The sequence below is a fragment of the Streptomyces sp. 71268 genome (assembly GCF_029392895.1).
GTDB lineage: Bacteria > Actinomycetota > Actinomycetes > Streptomycetales > Streptomycetaceae > Streptomyces.
On sequence record NZ_CP114200.1, the window covers coordinates 6,664,996 to 6,682,139 of the forward strand.

14 protein-coding genes are annotated in these 17,144 nt (G+C 73.5%); all 14 read left to right on the forward strand.

Annotated features, from left to right (window positions below; genetic code table 11):
• The first annotated feature begins 16 nt into the window (after positions 1–16).
• The 14 genes from OYE22_RS26560 to OYE22_RS26625 all read left to right on the forward strand — a co-directional run bounded on the left by OYE22_RS26560 (position 17) and on the right by OYE22_RS26625 (position 17,133).
• Positions 17–250 carry an HGxxPAAW family protein gene (locus tag OYE22_RS26560; protein ID WP_176161110.1) on the forward strand — a complete coding sequence of 78 codons (234 nt, stop codon included), beginning with the start codon at positions 17–19 and terminating at the stop codon, positions 248–250.
• 192 nt (positions 251–442) lie between these two features.
• Entirely contained in the window at positions 443–1,195 is a 753-nt protein-coding gene (locus OYE22_RS26565) for a type 1 glutamine amidotransferase (RefSeq protein ID WP_277322746.1), read from the forward strand.
• A gap of 104 nt (positions 1,196–1,299) precedes the next feature.
• On the forward strand, positions 1,300–1,797 hold the full coding sequence (locus OYE22_RS26570) for a DUF2752 domain-containing protein (RefSeq protein ID WP_277322747.1): 498 nt from the start codon (positions 1,300–1,302) through the stop codon (positions 1,795–1,797).
• Positions 1,798–1,957: 160 nt separating this feature from the next.
• Complete coding sequence (gene trpC, locus OYE22_RS26575) at positions 1,958–2,767, forward strand: indole-3-glycerol phosphate synthase TrpC (protein ID WP_277322748.1); 810 nt, start codon at positions 1,958–1,960, stop codon at positions 2,765–2,767.
• 517 nt (positions 2,768–3,284) lie between these two features.
• The gene (gene trpB, locus OYE22_RS26580; protein WP_277322749.1) at positions 3,285–4,556 is read left to right on the forward strand and encodes a tryptophan synthase subunit beta; all 1,272 of its coding nucleotides are present in this window, start codon (positions 3,285–3,287) and stop codon (positions 4,554–4,556) included.
• Positions 4,553–5,368 (forward strand): tryptophan synthase subunit alpha, encoded by an 816-nt coding sequence (gene trpA / locus OYE22_RS26585; RefSeq protein ID WP_277322751.1) that lies wholly within the window; start codon positions 4,553–4,555, stop codon positions 5,366–5,368. Before trpB ends, trpA begins: the two co-directional genes overlap by 4 nt.
• Before the next feature lie 174 nt (positions 5,369–5,542).
• Positions 5,543–5,752: an HTH domain-containing protein gene (locus OYE22_RS26590; RefSeq protein WP_277322752.1), complete on the forward strand. Its 210-nt coding sequence runs from the start codon at positions 5,543–5,545 to the stop codon at positions 5,750–5,752.
• 2 nt (positions 5,753–5,754) lie between these two features.
• Positions 5,755–6,333 (forward strand): Clp protease N-terminal domain-containing protein, encoded by a 579-nt coding sequence (locus OYE22_RS26595; protein WP_277322753.1) that lies wholly within the window; start codon positions 5,755–5,757, stop codon positions 6,331–6,333.
• Positions 6,334–6,482: 149 nt separating this feature from the next.
• The gene (locus tag OYE22_RS26600) at positions 6,483–7,271 is read left to right on the forward strand and encodes a thioredoxin domain-containing protein (RefSeq protein WP_277322754.1); all 789 of its coding nucleotides are present in this window, start codon (positions 6,483–6,485) and stop codon (positions 7,269–7,271) included.
• Positions 7,272–7,369: 98 nt separating this feature from the next.
• Positions 7,370–8,362 carry a prolipoprotein diacylglyceryl transferase gene (lgt, locus tag OYE22_RS26605; RefSeq protein WP_277322755.1) on the forward strand — a complete coding sequence of 331 codons (993 nt, stop codon included), beginning with the start codon at positions 7,370–7,372 and terminating at the stop codon, positions 8,360–8,362.
• Positions 8,363–8,618: 256 nt separating this feature from the next.
• On the forward strand, positions 8,619–9,350 hold the full coding sequence (locus OYE22_RS26610) for a VIT1/CCC1 transporter family protein (RefSeq protein ID WP_277322756.1): 732 nt from the start codon (positions 8,619–8,621) through the stop codon (positions 9,348–9,350).
• A gap of 338 nt (positions 9,351–9,688) precedes the next feature.
• Positions 9,689–14,287, forward strand: coding sequence for a glutamate synthase large subunit (gltB, locus tag OYE22_RS26615; RefSeq protein ID WP_277322757.1), 4,599 nt, complete (start codon positions 9,689–9,691; stop codon positions 14,285–14,287).
• A complete protein-coding gene (locus tag OYE22_RS26620; RefSeq protein ID WP_277322758.1) occupies positions 14,280–15,740 on the forward strand; it encodes a glutamate synthase subunit beta in 1,461 nt (486 codons plus the stop codon). The genes gltB and OYE22_RS26620 overlap by 8 nt, the downstream gene beginning before the upstream one ends.
• 301 nt (positions 15,741–16,041) lie before the next feature.
• Positions 16,042–17,133, forward strand: a complete 1,092-nt coding sequence (locus OYE22_RS26625; protein WP_277324334.1) for a hypothetical protein — start codon at positions 16,042–16,044, stop codon at positions 17,131–17,133.
• Positions 17,134–17,144 lie beyond the last annotated feature (11 nt).

The following is a 17,144-nucleotide window of genomic DNA, read 5'->3' on the forward strand; positions in this document are numbered from 1 at the left end:
CGAACGAGGAGAACTCATGGCGGGTACCAGTCACGGACACACCCCGGCCGCCTGGACCGGCGTCACCATCGCCTTCATCGGCTTCTGCATCTCCGGTGCGTTCACCGTGATGGCCAAGCCGGTGGGCTTCTGGGCGGGGCTCGGTGTGGTCGTGCTCGGCGGCATCGTGGGCATGGGCATGTCGGCCGCCGGCATGGGGCAGCCGAAGCGGAAGCAGCCGCACGTGGTGCAGCACGGCTCGCAGTCCTAACCGGGTCCGCACCCGCGCGCGCCCCGCGCGCCGGCGTGCGACCCACGGGCCCGGGGCACCGCCCCGGGCCCGACCCGTTCCGAACGCCCCCTTTCCCGGCGATCCCGGTGATCTCGGCGTTCACAGTGTTCGCTGTGTTCGCTGTGTTCGCAGTGTTTCCGACGTTTCCGGCGCCTTCCAGGAGACCCCGTCATGCCCGCGCGCACCGTCCTGATCCTCCAGCACATCGAGGTCGAGAAGCCCGGCCTGATCCTCGACGCCCTGCGCGGGAGCGACCTCGATGTGGACGTACGGAACCTGATCGAGACCCCCGGCGCCGCGGCGGACGACCTGCCCCCGGTGGCGGAGCTGGCCGGGCTCGTCGTCATGGGCGGCCCCATGAACGCCGATGACCTGGCGAGCCACCCGGCGCTGAAGCTGGAACGGGACCTGCTGGTGGACGCGTTGCGCGCCGGCGTACCGACGCTGGGCGTGTGCCTGGGCGCCCAGCTCCTGGCCCGCGCCCAGGGCATCCCCGTACGGGCCGGCGCCGAACTCGGCCGGGAGAGCGAGATCGGCTGGGCTCCGCTGCGCGACGTGGACCGCGCGGACCCGGTCGTCGGCCCGCTGGCGCAGGCGCCCGCGGTGCTGCACTGGCACGGCGACCGCATCCAGCCGGGCCCGGAGGCCCGCCCCCTGGCCAGCACCGACAGCACCCCGTGCCAGGCGTTCCGGGCCGGCCCGGTTGCCTGGGGCCTCCAGTTCCACCTGGAGGTCACCCCCGAACTGCTCGACGACTGGCTCGCCGAACCCTCCTTCGCCGTCGAGGCGGCGGCCGCCCTCGGCCCGGACGCCCTGGACCGGCTGCGCCGCGACGCCCGCGCCGTGGCGCCGGCCCTGCGCCCGCTGGCCGAGCGGAGCCTGGCGCACCTGGTCGGCCTGTTCGAGGCCCGCGCCGCCGGCTGACCTCGACGGGGCGCCCCTCCTTCGGCGGACCGCCACGCCCCCGTACGGCCCCGGCCGGCGTCGGTGGGGCTGCGCGCGGGCCCGCCCGGGCACAGACTCGAACCGTGTCCGAGCAGCTCCGCCCCGTCAGCGAGCGCGGCCTCCGTGGTGCGCCGCCGCGCCGCCTGCTGGCCCCGCTTGCCGTGCTGGCGGCCGTGGTGACCGCCTTCGCGGGGGTGGCCACGGTCGATCCGTACGAGCCGGGGCACTACCCCGCCTGCCCGATGCTCCAGTACACCGGCGTGCTCTGCCCGGGCTGCGGCGGCCTGCGCAGCGCCCACTCCGTCGCCCACGGAGACTTCGCGGCGGCGCTCGGCGCCAACGCGCTCGCGGTGGCCGGGTACGTCGCCTTCGCCACCCTGTGGACCTGCTGGTTCGTCCGCCGCGCGGCCCGGCACCGGACGGACGGGCCGGGACGCGGCGCCCGGCGCGCGCCCGGCGGGGACGGGCGCGGGGCCGCAGGCCCCCGTGGCGTGCGGTACCTGGGGTGGGTGGTGGGGCTCGCGGTGCTCGCGTTCACTCTCGTCCGCAACCTGCCATTCGGGACGTCGTTGGCCCCCTGACGCCCGTCCCGGGCCCGCCGGAGCGTCCGGATGGTGGCGCTGTCGTCAACCGGATGCGCGACCTCCCTCGCTCGGCAGATACCATCGCCCATGTCTGGTGATGCGATCGTCCGCCGCACCGGCGCCGACCACCAAGCTCCATCGGAAGGGGGCCGCTCGCGTGAGTGTGCTCGATGAGATCATCGACGGAGTCCGTGCCGACCTCGCCGAACGGCAGGCGCGAGTCAGCCTCGACGAGCTCAAGGAGCGCGCCGCGAAGGCACCGCAGGCCAAGGACGGCGTGGCCGCGCTCAAGGGCGACAGCGTCAAGGTCATCTGCGAGGTGAAGCGCTCCAGCCCCTCCAAGGGCGCGCTCGCCGCCATCGCGGACCCGGCCGGCCTCGCCGCCGACTACGAGGCGGGCGGCGCGGCGCTGATCAGCGTGCTGACCGAGCAGCGGCGCTTCGGCGGCTCGCTGGCCGACCTGGAGGCCGTGCGGGCCCGGGTGGACATCCCCGTGCTGCGCAAGGACTTCATCGTCACCTCGTACCAGTTGTGGGAGGCGCGGGCGTACGGCGCCGACGTCGTCCTGCTGATCGTCGCCGCCCTCGACCAGGAGGCGCTGGTCTCGCTGATCGAGCGCGCCCAGTCGATCGGGCTCACCCCGCTCGTGGAGGTGCACGACGAGGACGAGGTCGAGCGGGCCGTGGACGCCGGCGCGAAGATCATCGGTGTCAACGCGCGGGACCTGAAGACGCTTGAGGTGGACCGGGGCAACTTCGCCCGGATCGCCCCCGAGATCCCCTCGCACATCGTGAAGATCGCCGAGTCGGGCGTGCGCGGGCCGCACGACCTGATCGCCTACGCGAACGAGGGCGCGGACGCCGTGCTCGTCGGCGAGTCGCTGGTCACCGGCCGCGACCCGAAGACCGCCGTGGCCGACCTGGTGGCCGCGGGCGCCCACCCCGCGCTGCGGCACGGCCGGAGCTGATCCCCGCCGTGTCCGCCGCCCCCGCCGAGCCCGACCGCCGCGCGTTGCCTCCCTGGCACCGCGGCTGCCGGGCGCCCGCTCGCCGGGTGCGGGGCCGTCGGGTGCGCTACCACATCGGCAGCGAACCGGGCCAGGTCAACGGCCGTCGATGGCCGGGGGCGCGCACCGGCCGCTGAGCCGCACCGCGCCCCGCCACCACACGCACCCACCACCCACGCCCAGCCTCTCGGCGGCCACCGGCCCCGGGCGGCGGGCCCGTGGGCCGTGTCGCGCGGTTGGCGCGACCGGTCGGCGTGGCGCCGGCAGGCCGTACGCCCCGACGCGCCCTCCCGCGCGCCACAGCGCCGGCGTGCGGCCCCCTGTGACGTTTCGTGTCCCCATATCTCACCGCCCCGCCGCCCGGCGCGTGGCGCGCCGTCCTCCCGCGATCCCGCGGTGTGGGCGGGCCGCCCCGCGTGCCGTGCCGGCCGGGGCGTGACATCCGCGGGGTGCCAGCCCCGTTCGAGGAGCACACCGAATGACTTCCGAGTTCTTCATCCCCGACCCCGAGGGTCAGATCCCCAGCGCCGACGGCTACTTCGGCGCGTACGGCGGCACGTTCATCCCCGAGGCGCTGGTCGCCGCCGTGGACGAGGTCGCCGCCGAGTACGAGAAGGCCAAGGCCGACCCCGCCTTCGCCGCCGAACTGGGCGAGCTGATGGTCAACTACACGGGGCGGCCCAGCGCCCTGACCGAGGTGCCCCGGTTCGCCGAGCACGCGGGTGGGGCGCGGGTCTTCCTCAAGCGGGAGGACCTCAACCACACCGGCTCGCACAAGATCAACAACGTGCTGGGGCAGGCGCTGCTCACCAGGCGCATGGGCAAGACCCGGGTCATCGCCGAGACCGGCGCCGGCCAGCACGGCGTGGCCACCGCCACCGCGTGTGCCCTCTTCGGCCTTGAGTGCACCATCTACATGGGCGAGGTCGACACCGAGCGCCAGGCGCTGAACGTGGCCCGGATGCGGATGCTCGGGGCCGACGTCGTCGCGGTGAAGTCCGGCAGCCGCACTCTCAAGGACGCCATCAACGAGGCGTTCCGCGACTGGGTGGCCAACGTGGACCGCACGCACTACCTGTTCGGCACCGTCGCCGGGCCGCACCCCTTCCCGGCGCTGGTCCGCGACTTCCACCGGGTCATCGGCGTCGAGGCCAGGCGCCAGCTCCTGGAGCGCACCGGGCGGCTACCGGACGCCGTCGTGGCCTGCGTCGGCGGCGGCTCCAACGCGATCGGCCTCTTCCACGCGTTCCTCCCCGACGAGGGCGTGCGCCTGGTGGGCGTGGAGCCCGCGGGGCACGGCATCGACAGCGGCGAGCACGCCGCCACGCTGAGCGTCGGCGACCCCGGCATCCTGCACGGCTCCCGCTCCTACGTCCTGCAGGACGACGACGGGCAGATCACCGAGCCGTACTCGATCTCCGCCGGGCTCGACTACCCGGGCGTGGGCCCCGAGCACGCCTACCTCAAGGACGCCGGGCGGGCCGAGTACCGCTCCGCCACCGACGAGGCGGCCATGCAGGCGCTGCGGCTGCTGTCGCAGACCGAGGGCATCATCCCCGCCATCGAGAGCGCCCACGCGCTGGCCGGCGCGCTGGACCTCGGCCGTGAACTCGGCCCCGAGGGGCTGCTGTTGGTCAACCTCTCCGGGCGCGGCGACAAGGACATGGACACCGCGGCCCGCTACTTCGGGCTCTACGACGAGCAGGCCGGCCAGCGGTCCGACGCGGCCACGCACGAGGGGGACAAGTGAGCGGCAACATCACCCTGCTGAGCGACGTGCTCGCGCGGGCCAAGGCCGAGAACCGTGCCGCGCTGGTCGGCTACCTGCCGGCCGGCTTCCCCACCGTGGACGACGGCGTACGCGCCATCTCCGCGATGGTCGAGGGCGGCTGCGACCTGGTGGAGGTGGGCCTCCCGCACAGCGACCCGGTCCTGGACGGCCCGGTCATCCAGACCGCCGACGACATCGCGCTGCGCGCCGGCGTCAAAATCGTCGACGTGATCCGCACGGTCCGCGAGGTGCACGCGGCCACCGGCGCGCCGGTGCTGTGCATGACGTACTGGAACCCGGTGGACCGTTACGGCGTCGAGCGGTTCGCCGCCGAACTCGCCGAGGCGGGCGGCGCCGGCTGCATCCTGCCCGACCTGCCGGTACAGGAGTCCGGGCCCTGGCGGGAGGCGGCCGAGCGGCACGGCCTGGCCACCGTCTTCGTCGTCGCGCCGAGCAGCCGCGACGAGCGCCTGGCCAAGATCACGGCGGCCGGCAGCGGCTTCGTGTACGCGGCCTCGCTCATGGGCGTCACCGGAACCCGCGAGTCGGTCGGCCGCGAGGCCCAGGAGTTGGTCGAGCGCACCCGGGCCAGCACCGAGCTGCCGGTGTGCGTGGGCCTCGGCGTCTCCAACGCGGAACAGGCCGCCGAGGTGGCCCAGTTCGCGGACGGCGTGATCGTCGGGTCGGCGTTCGTCAAGGAGCTGCTCCAGGCGCCCGACGTGGAGACGGGCCTGGCCGGTGTGCGCGCGCTCGCGGCCGACCTGGCCAAGGGCGTACGCCAGCGCGCCTGACGCCACCGGCGCACGGCCGATCCCACCCCCGCACCCCGGGCAGCCCCGCTGCCCGGGGTGCGGTCGTTCCGGCGCCGGCGGGGCGGGGTTCGGACGCCACCCAGGGGTGTGGCACGCGCGCCACTCGCGTCAACCATGGTTGACACGGGTCAAGTGTCAACGTAGGTTGACGTCATGACTGAGGCAACCGATCTCGCCCAGCAGGCGGGCGATCGTGACCCGCGGGTCGGACTGCGCGCGGTGGCCGCGCTGCGACGGCTGGTGGAGCAGTTGGAGGCCGTCCAGGTGCGCAGCGCCCGGGCCCGGGGCTGGTCGTGGCAGGAGATCGCCAGCGAACTCGGGGTCAGCCGGCAGGCCGTGCACAAGAAACACGGGAGGCATTGACGATGTTCGAGAAGTTCAGCCAGAGCGCCCGCGCCGCCGTGGAGGGCGCGGTCGGCCACGCGGAGCGCGCCGACGCGCCCACCATCACCGAGGAGCACTTACTGCTCGCCCTCCTCGACCTCGTCGAGCCGGGTGAGTCGCCGGGCGCCCGCGCCCTGCTCGCGCTCGGCGTCGACCAGCGGCGTACGGAACTGACGGCCGCGCTGCGCGAGGCCAGGCGGGTGGGTGGGCTCTCGCGCGCCGACATCGCGGCCCTGGCCCGGCTCGGCATCGACGTCGGCGAGGTCGTCGCCCGGGTCGAGGAGGCGCACGGGCCCGACGCGCTGGCCGCCGAGCGCGGGCCGCGCTGGTGGTGGCCGCGCGGGCACCGGCCGTTCTCGCGCGAGGCGAAGTCCGTGCTGGTCCGCGCGCTGTGGGCGGCCCAGGGGCGCGGCAATCGCACGATCGGCGACGAGCACCTGTTGCTCGGGCTCGCGGCGGGGCCCGGCGTGGTGGCGGACGTCATGGCCGAGCACGGGGCGTCGTGGGCCGATGTCGAGCGCGCGCTCGCCGTGCCGTGGTCGGGGCGCGCGGCGAGCTGACCCGGCCGCGCCACCGGGTGGGCGTCCCCCCCGCGGTGGGCCCGGGCCCACCACGGCCCGCCCCGTGCGGAACGCCCGCCCGTCGCTCGATCGGGCGAATACCGGGCGCCGGAGGGTAGCCCCGCTCATTCGTCTCGTTGTGCACGGGCGTGAGTCACAACCGTAAGGACAAGCGCAGCGCTCGCGAGCGGCTGCAGGAACAGCGCGCGAAGGACGAGGCGCGACAGAAGCGGAAGCGCGCCTACATCGCGGCCGGGATCATCGTCGTGGTGCTCGGCGCGGTGGGCGGCATCGGCGCCCTGATCGCCAGCCAGAGCGGCGACGACGAAGCGGACGCGCGGGGCCCGGTGGTCGACCCCAAGGGCGCCACGGGCGAGAAGCGGGTGGCCATTCCGGCCGGCGCGGCCAACGCGCCCGCGACCCTCACCGTGTTCGAGGACTTCCGCTGCCCCGGCTGCGCCGGCTTCGAGAACGGCTTCCGCAAGACGATCACCGAACTGCGTGAGGCGGGCCAGCTCAGGACCGAGTACCACCTGGTCCGGCTGATCGACGGGAACCTGGGCGGCAGCGGCTCGCTGCGCGCGGCCAACGCCGCCGCCTGCGCCCAGGACGCCGGGAAGTTCCCCGCGTACCACGACCTGCTCTACCAGAACCAGCCACGCGAGCAGGACGACGCGTTCGCCGACCGGGGCTACCTGATCGAGCTGGCGGGCAAGGTGTCGGGCCTGGACACCCCGGCCTTCCGGGCCTGCGTGAACAAGGGCACCCACGACAGCTGGGTGCAGAAGGTGGACAAGGCGTTCGAGAAGTCGGGCCACGGGGCCACGCCGACGGTCCTGCTCAACGGCGAGAACGTCTACGGGGACCAGGACGACCCGCTGACCCCGGAGAAGCTGAAGAAGGAGGTGGCGGAGGCGGCCAGGAAGAAGGGCCGCTGACCGACGTCGGACCGGGCCCCGCTCGTGGCCCGTTATGCAGCCGTTGTGCCGGGTGGGTTGCCGCGCTTCCCGCCCGGCAGGGTAGCGTCAGCCCTGTCATGGACCTCGCTTACATCCCCAGCCCCTCATCCGGCGTGATCGACCTCGGGCCGATCCCGCTGCGCGGCTACGCGTTCTGCATCATCATCGGCGTCTTCGTCGCGGTCTGGTACGGCGGGCGGCGCTGGGTCGCCCGTGGCGGCCAGGTCGGCACGGTGGCCGACATCGCCGTCTGGGCCGTGCCCTTCGGCCTGGTCGGCGGGCGGCTGTACCACGTCATCACCGACTACCAGCTCTACTTCGGTGAGGGCGAGGACTGGGTCGACGCCTTCAAGATCTGGCAGGGCGGCCTCGGCATCTGGGGTGCCATCGCGCTCGGCGCGCTCGGCGCGTGGATCGGCTGTCGCCGCCGGGGCATCCCGATGCCGGCGTACGCGGACGCGCTCGCCCCGGGCATCGCCCTCGCCCAGGCGATCGGCCGCTGGGGCAACTGGTTCAACCAGGAACTCTTCGGCAAGGCGACCGACCTCCCGTGGGCGCTGAAGATCGACGCGGACAGCGACACCGGCACCCTCGCCGGCACCTACCACCCGACGTTCCTGTACGAGTCGCTGTGGTGCGTGGGCGTGGCGCTGCTGGTGATCTGGGCGGACCGCCGCTTCACCCTCGGCCACGGCCGGGCCTTCGCGCTGTACGTCGCGGCGTACACGGTGGGCCGGTTCTGGATCGAGTACCTGCGCGTGGACGACGCGCACGAGGTGCTCGGCCTGCGGCTGAACAACTGGACCTCGATCGTCGTCTTCCTGGCGGCGGTGGCCTACATGGTGATCTCGGCGCGGCACAGCCCGGGCCGCGAGACGGTGGTCGAGCCGGCCGCGGTGGGCGACGGGGGCGACCCGTCGGACGGCGAACCCGCCGCCGCTCAGGCGGCACCGGCCGGGGCGTCCCGGGTCTCCACGGTGAAGGAGCCGAGGGGCGCGCGCCCGTCGTCGGCCGACGAGGACGGGGCGACCGGCGGGGCCGGGGACGCCGCGCCGTCGAAGAAGGGCTGAGCCCGGGCGGGAGCGCCCGCCGCGAGCGACACGAGGCCGTCGGACCGAGGGGTCCGGCGGCCTCGCGCGTGCGCCGAGCCTCTCCCGCGACGGGCTCCCCGCGCCGCTCACCCCGTGTGACGGGGCGCGTATCCGTGCAGGTCAGCGAGGTAAGTTCGGCCTTCCTTGCTGGCGGCGACGGGGAATTCGAGCGTACCTTCGAGGCGTTGGCGGCGGATGAGTCCTCCGTCGCCGTGTGAAGGGAGAGCTCTACCCCATGTCCGTCATCGCCGCCGCGGAACCGCCCCACGTCGCCCACCGTGACAACCACACCCACCGCGACGTCAACGGAGGCTGGCTGCGGCCAGCGGTCTTCGGCGCCATGGACGGCCTCGTCTCCAACCTGGCCCTGATGACCGGTGTCGCGGGCGGCGCCGTCAGCCAGCAGACGATCGTGATCACCGGCCTCGCCGGGCTCGCGGCCGGCGCGTTCTCGATGGCCGCGGGGGAGTACACGTCGGTGGCCTCGCAGCGCGAACTCGTGCTGGCCGAGCTGGAGGTCGAGCGCCGCGAGCTGCGCAAGCACCCGGGCGACGAGATGCTGGAGCTGGCGGCCCTGTACGAGTCGCGCGGGGTCGAGCCGGCGCTCGCCCGCGAGGTGGCCAGGCAGCTCTCGGCGGACCCGGAGCGGGCGCTTGAGGTGCACGCCCGCGAGGAGCTGGGCGTGGACCCGGACGACCTCCCCTCGCCGCTGACGGCGGCGCTTTCCTCGTTCGGCGCCTTCGCGCTGGGCGCCCTGCTGCCTCTGCTCCCGTACCTGCTCGGCGCCTCGTCCCTGTGGCCCGCCGTCCTGCTGGCGCTGGTCGGGCTGTTCGGGTGCGGCGCCGTCGTGGCGCGGGTGACGGCCAGGTCGTGGTGGTTCAGCGGGCTGCGGCAACTGGCGCTCGGCGGGGCCGCGGCCGGCGTGACGTACGCCCTCGGTGCACTGTTCGGGACCGCCGTCGGGTGATCCCGGGGGCGGCCGCTAGCGGTGAATCATACGGGGTTGCGCATAATATGCGGATTACCGCGCGGTTTCGGCTCGCTCACGAACGGGCATAAGGCCCGAGCGTCGCGGGCAACGTCGCTCGCTCCGCGAACCCAGCGGGCGCGCCCCGTTCGGCCCCTCGCCCACCCGCCACCGCGCTCCTGCGGTGTCCGCATGTTGGAATGAAGTATCCGCTTCTTGGGCAACGGGCCATCATGTAGCCTGCACCAAATTCACAGAGGGCCAACGTCGTCCCTCGGTATCAGCACTTGCCACCGACGACGACGGGAGAGCCGATGCGTTCCGCGCACCCCCGGCCCGTGCCTTCCGTGACCGGCAGCGACGCCACTGCCGCCTGGTCACCGCTGCAGGGGCGCCCCGCCCGCCAGGGCCTGTACGACCCCCGTAACGAGCACGACGCCTGTGGCGTCGGCTTCGTCGCAACCCTCACCGGCGAGCCCAGCCACGAGCTGGTCGAACAAGCCCTCACCGTCCTGCGCAACCTGGAGCACCGCGGCGCCACCGGCTCCGACCCGGACTCGGGCGACGGCGCGGGCATCCTGCTCCAGGTGCCGGACGCCTTCCTGCGCGAGAGCGTCGCCTTCCCGCTGCCCGAGGCCGGTGCGTACGCCGTCGGCATCGCCTTCCTGCCCGGTGACGGCCCGCAGGCCGCGGCCGCCGTCGCCCGGACCGAGGCCATCGCCGCCGAGGAGGGCCTGGCCGTCCTCGGCTGGCGGGTCGTGCCCGTCGCCCCCGAACTGCTCGGCAGCACCGCCCGGGCCACCATGCCCGCGTTCTCGCAGCTCTTCGTCGCCGACGCCGCGGGCTCCCTGAGCGGCATCGAACTGGACCGCAAAGCGTTCGTGCTGCGCAAGCGCGCCGAGCGGGAGGCCGGGGTCTACTTCCCCTCCCTGTCCGCGCGCACCCTGGTCTACAAGGGCATGCTAACGACCGGTCAGTTGGAGCCGTTCTTCCCCGACCTGTCCGACCGCAGGTTCGCCACCGCCATCGCGCTGGTGCACTCGCGCTTCTCCACCAACACGTTCCCGTCCTGGCCGCTCGCACACCCGTACCGGTTCGTCGCGCACAACGGCGAGATCAACACCGTGCAGGGCAACCGGAACTGGATGCGGGCGCGCGAGTCGCAGTTGGCCAGCGAACTGCTGGCCGGCGAGGGCCGTCCGATCGACCGGCTCTTCCCCGTCTGCACCCCCGGCGCCTCCGACTCCGCCTCCTTCGACGAGGTTCTCGAACTGCTGCACCTGGGCGGGCGGTCGCTGCCGCACAGCGTGCTGATGATGATCCCCGAGGCGTGGGAGAACAGCGCCTCGATGGACGCCCGGCGGCGCGCGTTCTACCAGTACCACTCCACGATGATGGAGCCCTGGGACGGACCGGCCTGCGTCACCTTCACCGACGGCACCCAGGTCGGCGCCGTACTCGACCGCAACGGGCTGCGCCCGGGCCGCTACTGGGTCACCGACGAGGGCCTGGTCGTGCTCTCCTCCGAGGTCGGCGTCCTGGAGATCGACCCGGCCCGCGTCGTACGCAAGGGCCGGCTCCAGCCCGGCAGGATGTTCCTGGTCGACACCGCCGAGCACCGCATCGTCGAGGACGACGAGATCAAGAGCGCGCTCGCCGCCGAGCAGCCCTACCAGGAGTGGCTGGAGGCCGGCGAGATCGAGCTGGAGGACCTGCCCGAGCGCGAGCACATCGTGCACACCCACGCCTCGGTCACCCGCCGCCAGCAGACCTTCGGCTACACCGAGGAGGAGCTGCGGGTCATCCTCGCGCCGATGGCCGCGAACGGCGCCGAGCCGATCGGCTCGATGGGCACCGACTCGCCCATCGCCGCCCTCTCCGACCGGCCCCGACTCCTCTTCGACTACTTCACCCAGCTCTTCGCGCAGGTCACCAACCCGCCGCTGGACGCCATCCGCGAGGAGCTGGTCACCTCGCTGACCTCCTCGCTCGGCCCACAGGGCAACCTCCTCGAACCGACCGCGGCCTCCTGCCGCAGCGTCACCCTGCCCTTCCCGGTGATCGACAACGACGAGCTGGCCAAGCTCATCCACATCAACGCCGACGGCGACCGGGACGGGCTCGGCGCCGCCACGCTCTCCGGCCTGTACCGGGTCGGCGGCGGGGGAGCGGCGCTGGCCGCGCGGATCGCCGAGATCTGCGCCGAGGCCGACTCGGCCATCGCCGACGGCGCCCGCCTCATCGTCCTCTCGGACCGGCACTCCGACGCCGAGCACGCCCCCATCCCCTCGCTGCTGCTCACCTCGGCCGTCCACCACCACCTCATCCGCACCAAGCAGCGCACCCAGGTGGGGCTGCTCGTGGAGGCCGGCGACGTGCGCGAGGTGCACCACGTCGCGCTGCTCATCGGCTACGGCGCCGCGGCCGTCAACCCGTACCTGGCCATGGAGTCCGTCGAGGACCTGGTGCGCGCGGGGACCTTCCTGTCCGACATCGAGGCCGAGGCGGCGATCCGCAACCTCATCAAGGCGCTCGGCAAGGGCGTGCTCAAGGTGATGTCCAAGATGGGCATCTCCACCGTCGCCTCCTACCGCGGCGCGCAGGTCTTCGAGGCCGTCGGCCTGGACCAGGGGTTCGTGGACGCGTACTTCCACGGCACCGCCACCAAGATCGGCGGCGCGGGCCTGGACGTGGTGGCCACCGAGGTCGCGGCCCGGCACGCCAAGGCGTACCCGGCCAGCGGCGTGCCGTCCGCGCACCGCGCCCTGGAGATCGGCGGCGAGTACCAGTGGCGGCGCGAGGGCGAGCCGCACCTGTTCGACCCGGACACCGTCTTCCGGCTCCAGCACTCCACCCGCGCCCGCCGGTACGACATCTTCAAGCAGTACACGGAGCGGGTGAACGAGCAGTCCGAGCGGCTGATGACGCTGCGCGGCCTGTTCGGCCTGAGGTCCGAGCGGCCGCCGGTCCCGCTGGAGGAGGTCGAGCCCGTCTCCGAGATCGTCAAGCGGTTCTCGACCGGCGCCATGTCGTACGGCTCCATCTCGCGCGAGGCGCACGAGACGCTGGCCATCGCGATGAACCAGCTCGGGGGCAAGTCCAACACCGGCGAGGGCGGCGAGGACCCGGAGCGGCTGTACGACCCGGCGCGGCGCTCGGCCATCAAGCAGGTGGCCTCCGGCCGGTTCGGCGTCACCAGCGAGTACCTGGTCAACTCCGACGACATCCAGATCAAGATGGCCCAGGGCGCCAAGCCCGGCGAGGGCGGCCAACTGCCGGGCCACAAGGTCTACCCGTGGGTGGCCAAGACCCGGCACTCCACGCCCGGCGTCGGCCTCATCTCGCCGCCGCCGCACCACGACATCTACTCCATCGAGGACCTCGCCCAGCTCATCCACGACCTGAAGAACGCCAACCCGCGCGCCCGCATCCACGTCAAGCTGGTCAGCGAGGTCGGTGTCGGCACGGTCGCGGCGGGCGTCTCCAAGGCGCACGCGGACGTCGTGCTGATCTCCGGCCACGACGGCGGCACCGGCGCCTCCCCGCTCACCTCGCTCAAGCACGCGGGCGGCCCCTGGGAGCTGGGCCTGGCCGAGACGCAGCAGACGCTGCTGCTCAACGGGTTGCGCGACCGCATCGTCGTGCAGACCGACGGCCAGCTCAAGACCGGCCGCGACGTGGTCGTCGCGGCGCTGCTGGGCGCCGAGGAGTTCGGGTTCGCGACCGCGCCGCTGGTGGTCTCGGGCTGCGTGATGATGCGCGTGTGCCACCTGGACACCTGCCCGGTGGGCATCGCCACCCAGAACCCGGTGCTGCGCGAGCGGTTCACCGGCAAGGCCGAGTACATCGTCAACTTCTTCCGGTTCATCGCCGAAGAGGTCCGCGAGCTCCTGGCCGAACTGGGCTTCCGCACCCTGGAGGAGGCCGTCGGGCACGCCGAACTCCTGGACACCTCGCGGGCCGTGGAGCACTGGAAGGCCAGCGGCCTGGACCTGGCGCCGCTGCTGCACGTACCGGACCTGCCGGCCGGCGCCGTCCGGCACCAGATCGCCGAGCAGGACCACGGCCTGGAGAAGGCGCTGGACAACGAGCTGATCAAGCTGGCGGCCGACGCGCTGGCCGCGCCGGACGCCGCCGCCGCGCAGCCGGTGCGCGCCCAGGTCGCCATCCGCAACATCAACCGGACCGTGGGCACCATGCTCGGCCACGAGGTGACGAAGAAGTTCGGCGGCGCCGGCCTGCCCGACGACACCATCGACATCACCTTCACCGGCTCGGCCGGCCAGTCCTTCGGCGCCTTCGTACCGCACGGCATCACGCTGCGCCTGGAGGGCGACGCCAACGACTACGTCGGCAAGGGCCTGTCCGGCGGCCGGATCGTCGTCCGCCCCGACCGCGGGGCCGACCACCTGGCCGAGTACTCCACCATCGCGGGCAACACCCTCGCCTACGGGGCCACCGGCGGCGAGATGTTCCTGCGCGGCCGGGTCGGCGAGCGGTTCTGCGTGCGCAACTCGGGCGCGACCGTCGTCTCCGAGGGCGTGGGCGACCACGGCTGCGAGTACATGACCGGCGGCCGGGCCGTGGTGCTCGGCGAGACCGGGCGCAACTTCGCCGCCGGCATGTCCGGTGGCGTCGCGTACGTCATCGACCTCGACCCGGCCCAGGTCAACCGCGAACTGGCCGCGGCCGTCGAGCCGTTGGACGAGGCCGACACGCGGTGGCTGCACGACGTGGTGCGCCGCCACCAGGAGGAGACCGGCTCCACCGTGGCCGCGGCCCTCCTCGCCGACTGGGAAGCCGCGGCACGCCGCTTCAGCAAGGTCTTCCCGCCCACCTACAAGGCCGTGCTCGCCGCCAAGGACGCCGCCGAGCGAGCCGGACTCTCCGAGTCCGAGACCACCGAGAAGATGATGGAGGCGGCGACGCATGGCTGACCCCAAGGGCTTTCTGACCACGGACCGCGAGGTCGCCGCGACCCGCCCCGTCGGCGAGCGCGTCAGGGACTGGAACGAGGTCTACGTCCCCGGCTCGCTGCTGCCGATCATCAGCAAGCAGGCGGGCCGCTGCATGGACTGCGGCATCCCGTTCTGCCACAACGGCTGCCCGCTCGGGAACCTCATCCCCGAGTGGAACGACTACGCCTACCGCGAGGACTGGAGCGAGGCCAGCGAGCGGCTGCACGCGACGAACAACTTCCCGGAATTCACCGGGCGGCTGTGCCCGGCGCCGTGCGAGGCCGCGTGTGTGCTCGGCATCAACCAGGCGCCCGTGACCATCAAGAACGTCGAGGTCACCATCATCGACAAGGCGTGGGAGTCCGGCGACGTGACCCCGCAGCCGCCCGAGCGGCTGTCCGGCAAGACCGTCGCCGTCATCGGCTCGGGCCCGGCCGGCCTGGCCGCCGCCCAGCAGCTCACCCGCGCCGGCCACACCGTCGCCGTCTTCGAGCGGGCCGACCGCATCGGCGGGCTGCTGCGCTACGGCATCCCCGAGTTCAAGATGGAGAAGCGGCACATCAACCGCCGCATCGAGCAGATGCGCGCGGAGGGCACCAAGTTCCGCACCGAGGTGGAGATCGGCCGCGACATCGACGCCGCCGACCTGCGCCGGCGTTACGACGCGGTGGTCATCGCGGCGGGCGCCACCGTCTCCCGCGACCTGCCGGTGCCAGGACGCGAGCTGAACGGCATCCACGCCGCGATGGAGTACCTGCCGCTGGCCAACAAGGTGCAGGAGGGCGACTTCGTCGCGCCGCCCATCACCGCCGAGGGCAAGCACGTGGTGGTCATCGGCGGCGGCGACACCGGCGCCGACTGCGTGGGCACCGCCCACCGCCAGGGCGCGGCCTCCGTCACCCAGCTCGAGATCATGCCCCGGCCGAGCGAGGAGCGCCCGGGCCACCAGCCCTGGCCCACCTTCCCGATGCTCTACAAGGTCACCTCGGCCCACGAGGAGGGCGGCGAGCGGGTCTACTCCGTCTCCACCACCCACTTCGAGGGCGACGCGGACGGGAACGTGAAGTTCCTGCACCTGGTCGAGGTCGAGTTCAAGGACGGCAAGTTCGAGCAGAAGCCGGGCACCGAGCGCAGGATCCCGGCCGAGCTGGTCACCCTCGCGATGGGCTTCACCGGCATCGACCAGAGCAACGGTCTGGTCGAGCAGTTTGGCCTGGACCTGGACGGACGGGGTAACGTCGCCCGGGACGCGAACTTCGCCACCAACGTGGACGGGGTCTACGTCGCCGGTGACGCGGGCCGAGGCCAGTCGCTCATCGTCTGGGCCATCGCCGAGGGCCGCTCGGCGGCCCGCGCGGTGGACGCCTACCTGACCGGCGCCAGCGCCCTGCCCGCACCGATCCGCCCCACGGACCGGGCCCTGACCGTCTGACCCACGGCCCGCCCGGCCCCCGCACTACCGGCCTGTGCCGGAGGTGTCCCGTACAGCGCCGTGCGGAACACGCGGCGCCTGCCCGTCCCCGACCGGATGGCAGGCGCCGCTTTTTCGTCTCCCCAGCGCCGCGCCTACGCCCCGGCTCCGCAGCGCCCTCGCGCGGGGTGACCGGGCGGCTACGGGTGGCGGTACGGTGGTCGCGTCATTCCGCTGTGGCCGCACATCGCTTGCCGGAGCGAGGAGTTGAGGACGAGTGACCGAACGGGTTCCGCACACGCGCCCTCCCCGGTTCCACGGGGTGGACCCCCAGGTCGGTCGAGACGTGCCGGCCCCACCCACCGACCTCCGCGCCGAAGACACGAACCCCGCCCGGCGCCGCCTCCTCGCCGCCAGCCTGTACTCCGCGACGCTCGCCGTACCGGCGTTCGCCGGTCCCGCCCGAGCCGAGGGGAGCGGGGGAGGGGCCCGCTCCGCCGGGCGGATCGGGCCGGGCGAGGTGGCCACGGTGCGCACGATGACGGACCGGATCGCGGACATCCTGGACGAGCTGGGCGGCGGCCACGCCCGCCCGATGGCGGCGGCCTTCCTGGTCAACACGGTGGCGCCGTACCTGCGGGCCCAGGCCAGCGAACCGGTCCGCGCGGGCATGCTCTCCGCCGCCTCCGACCTGACCTACCTGACCGGCTGGATGGCGATGTACGAACGCCGGCAGGGCCTCGGCCAGCGGTACTACGTCACGGCTCTGGACCTGGCCCGGGAGGCCGGCGACCACCTCACCTACTGCCGCACGCTGCGCGGTATGAGCCTCCAGGCGTCCCACCTCGGCCACGGGCGGCGGGCCCGGGACCTGGCAGACGCGGCGGCCGAGGCCGCGCCACAGGCCGGGCCGCGCCTTGTCGCGTTCCTGCGCGGCCAGCAGGCACACGCCGCCGCCATGGTCGGCGACCGCCGGCGGGCGCGGGCCCGGCTGCGGGAGGCGGAGTCGGCGCTGTCGCGGGCGGGCTCGCGGCGCGACGCGGTGGGCGGCTACGACCGGGCGGCGTACGAGTTCCACGTCGCCCACGTCCTCGCCGAGGGCGGCGACCTGCCGGGTTCCGTCGCCGCGCTCCAGGCTTCCCTGCGCGCCCAGCCGGAGCGGCAGCGGCAGGGCAGGCTGCACGCGAATGCCGTGCTCGCCAAGCGGCAGTTCGCGCTGGGGCACCTCGACGCGGGCTGTGCCACCTGGTCGGCGTTCCTCGACGACTACCTGACGCTGTCCACGGCGCGCGGTGACGAGCACTTCGCCACCCTGCGCGGCCAACTGCGCGCCCACTCCCGGGTGCGCGCGGTGCGCCAGTTGGCGGGCCGGGCCCGTGAGGTCGCGGCGCTCAAGGGGCCGACGGTGCGCTGACCCGGCCCCCA

What these genes read in the sequence shown, in the direction of transcription:
- OYE22_RS26590 (WP_277322752.1), top strand. Translation starts at nt 5,543, where the DNA reads ATGACTGAGGCAACCGATCTCGCCCAGCAGGCGGGCGATCGTGACCCG.
- OYE22_RS26595 (WP_277322753.1), top strand. Translation starts at nt 5,755, where the DNA reads ATGTTCGAGAAGTTCAGCCAGAGCGCCCGCGCCGCCGTGGAGGGCGCG.
- trpB (WP_277322749.1), top strand. Translation starts at nt 3,285, where the DNA reads ATGACTTCCGAGTTCTTCATCCCCGACCCCGAGGGTCAGATCCCCAGC.
- OYE22_RS26620 (WP_277322758.1), top strand. Translation starts at nt 14,280, where the DNA reads ATGGCTGACCCCAAGGGCTTTCTGACCACGGACCGCGAGGTCGCCGCG.
- lgt (WP_277322755.1), top strand. Translation starts at nt 7,370, where the DNA reads ATGGACCTCGCTTACATCCCCAGCCCCTCATCCGGCGTGATCGACCTC.
- OYE22_RS26610 (WP_277322756.1), top strand. Translation starts at nt 8,619, where the DNA reads ATGTCCGTCATCGCCGCCGCGGAACCGCCCCACGTCGCCCACCGTGAC.
- OYE22_RS26560 (WP_176161110.1), top strand. Translation starts at nt 17, where the DNA reads ATGGCGGGTACCAGTCACGGACACACCCCGGCCGCCTGGACCGGCGTC.
- OYE22_RS26565 (WP_277322746.1), top strand. Translation starts at nt 443, where the DNA reads ATGCCCGCGCGCACCGTCCTGATCCTCCAGCACATCGAGGTCGAGAAG.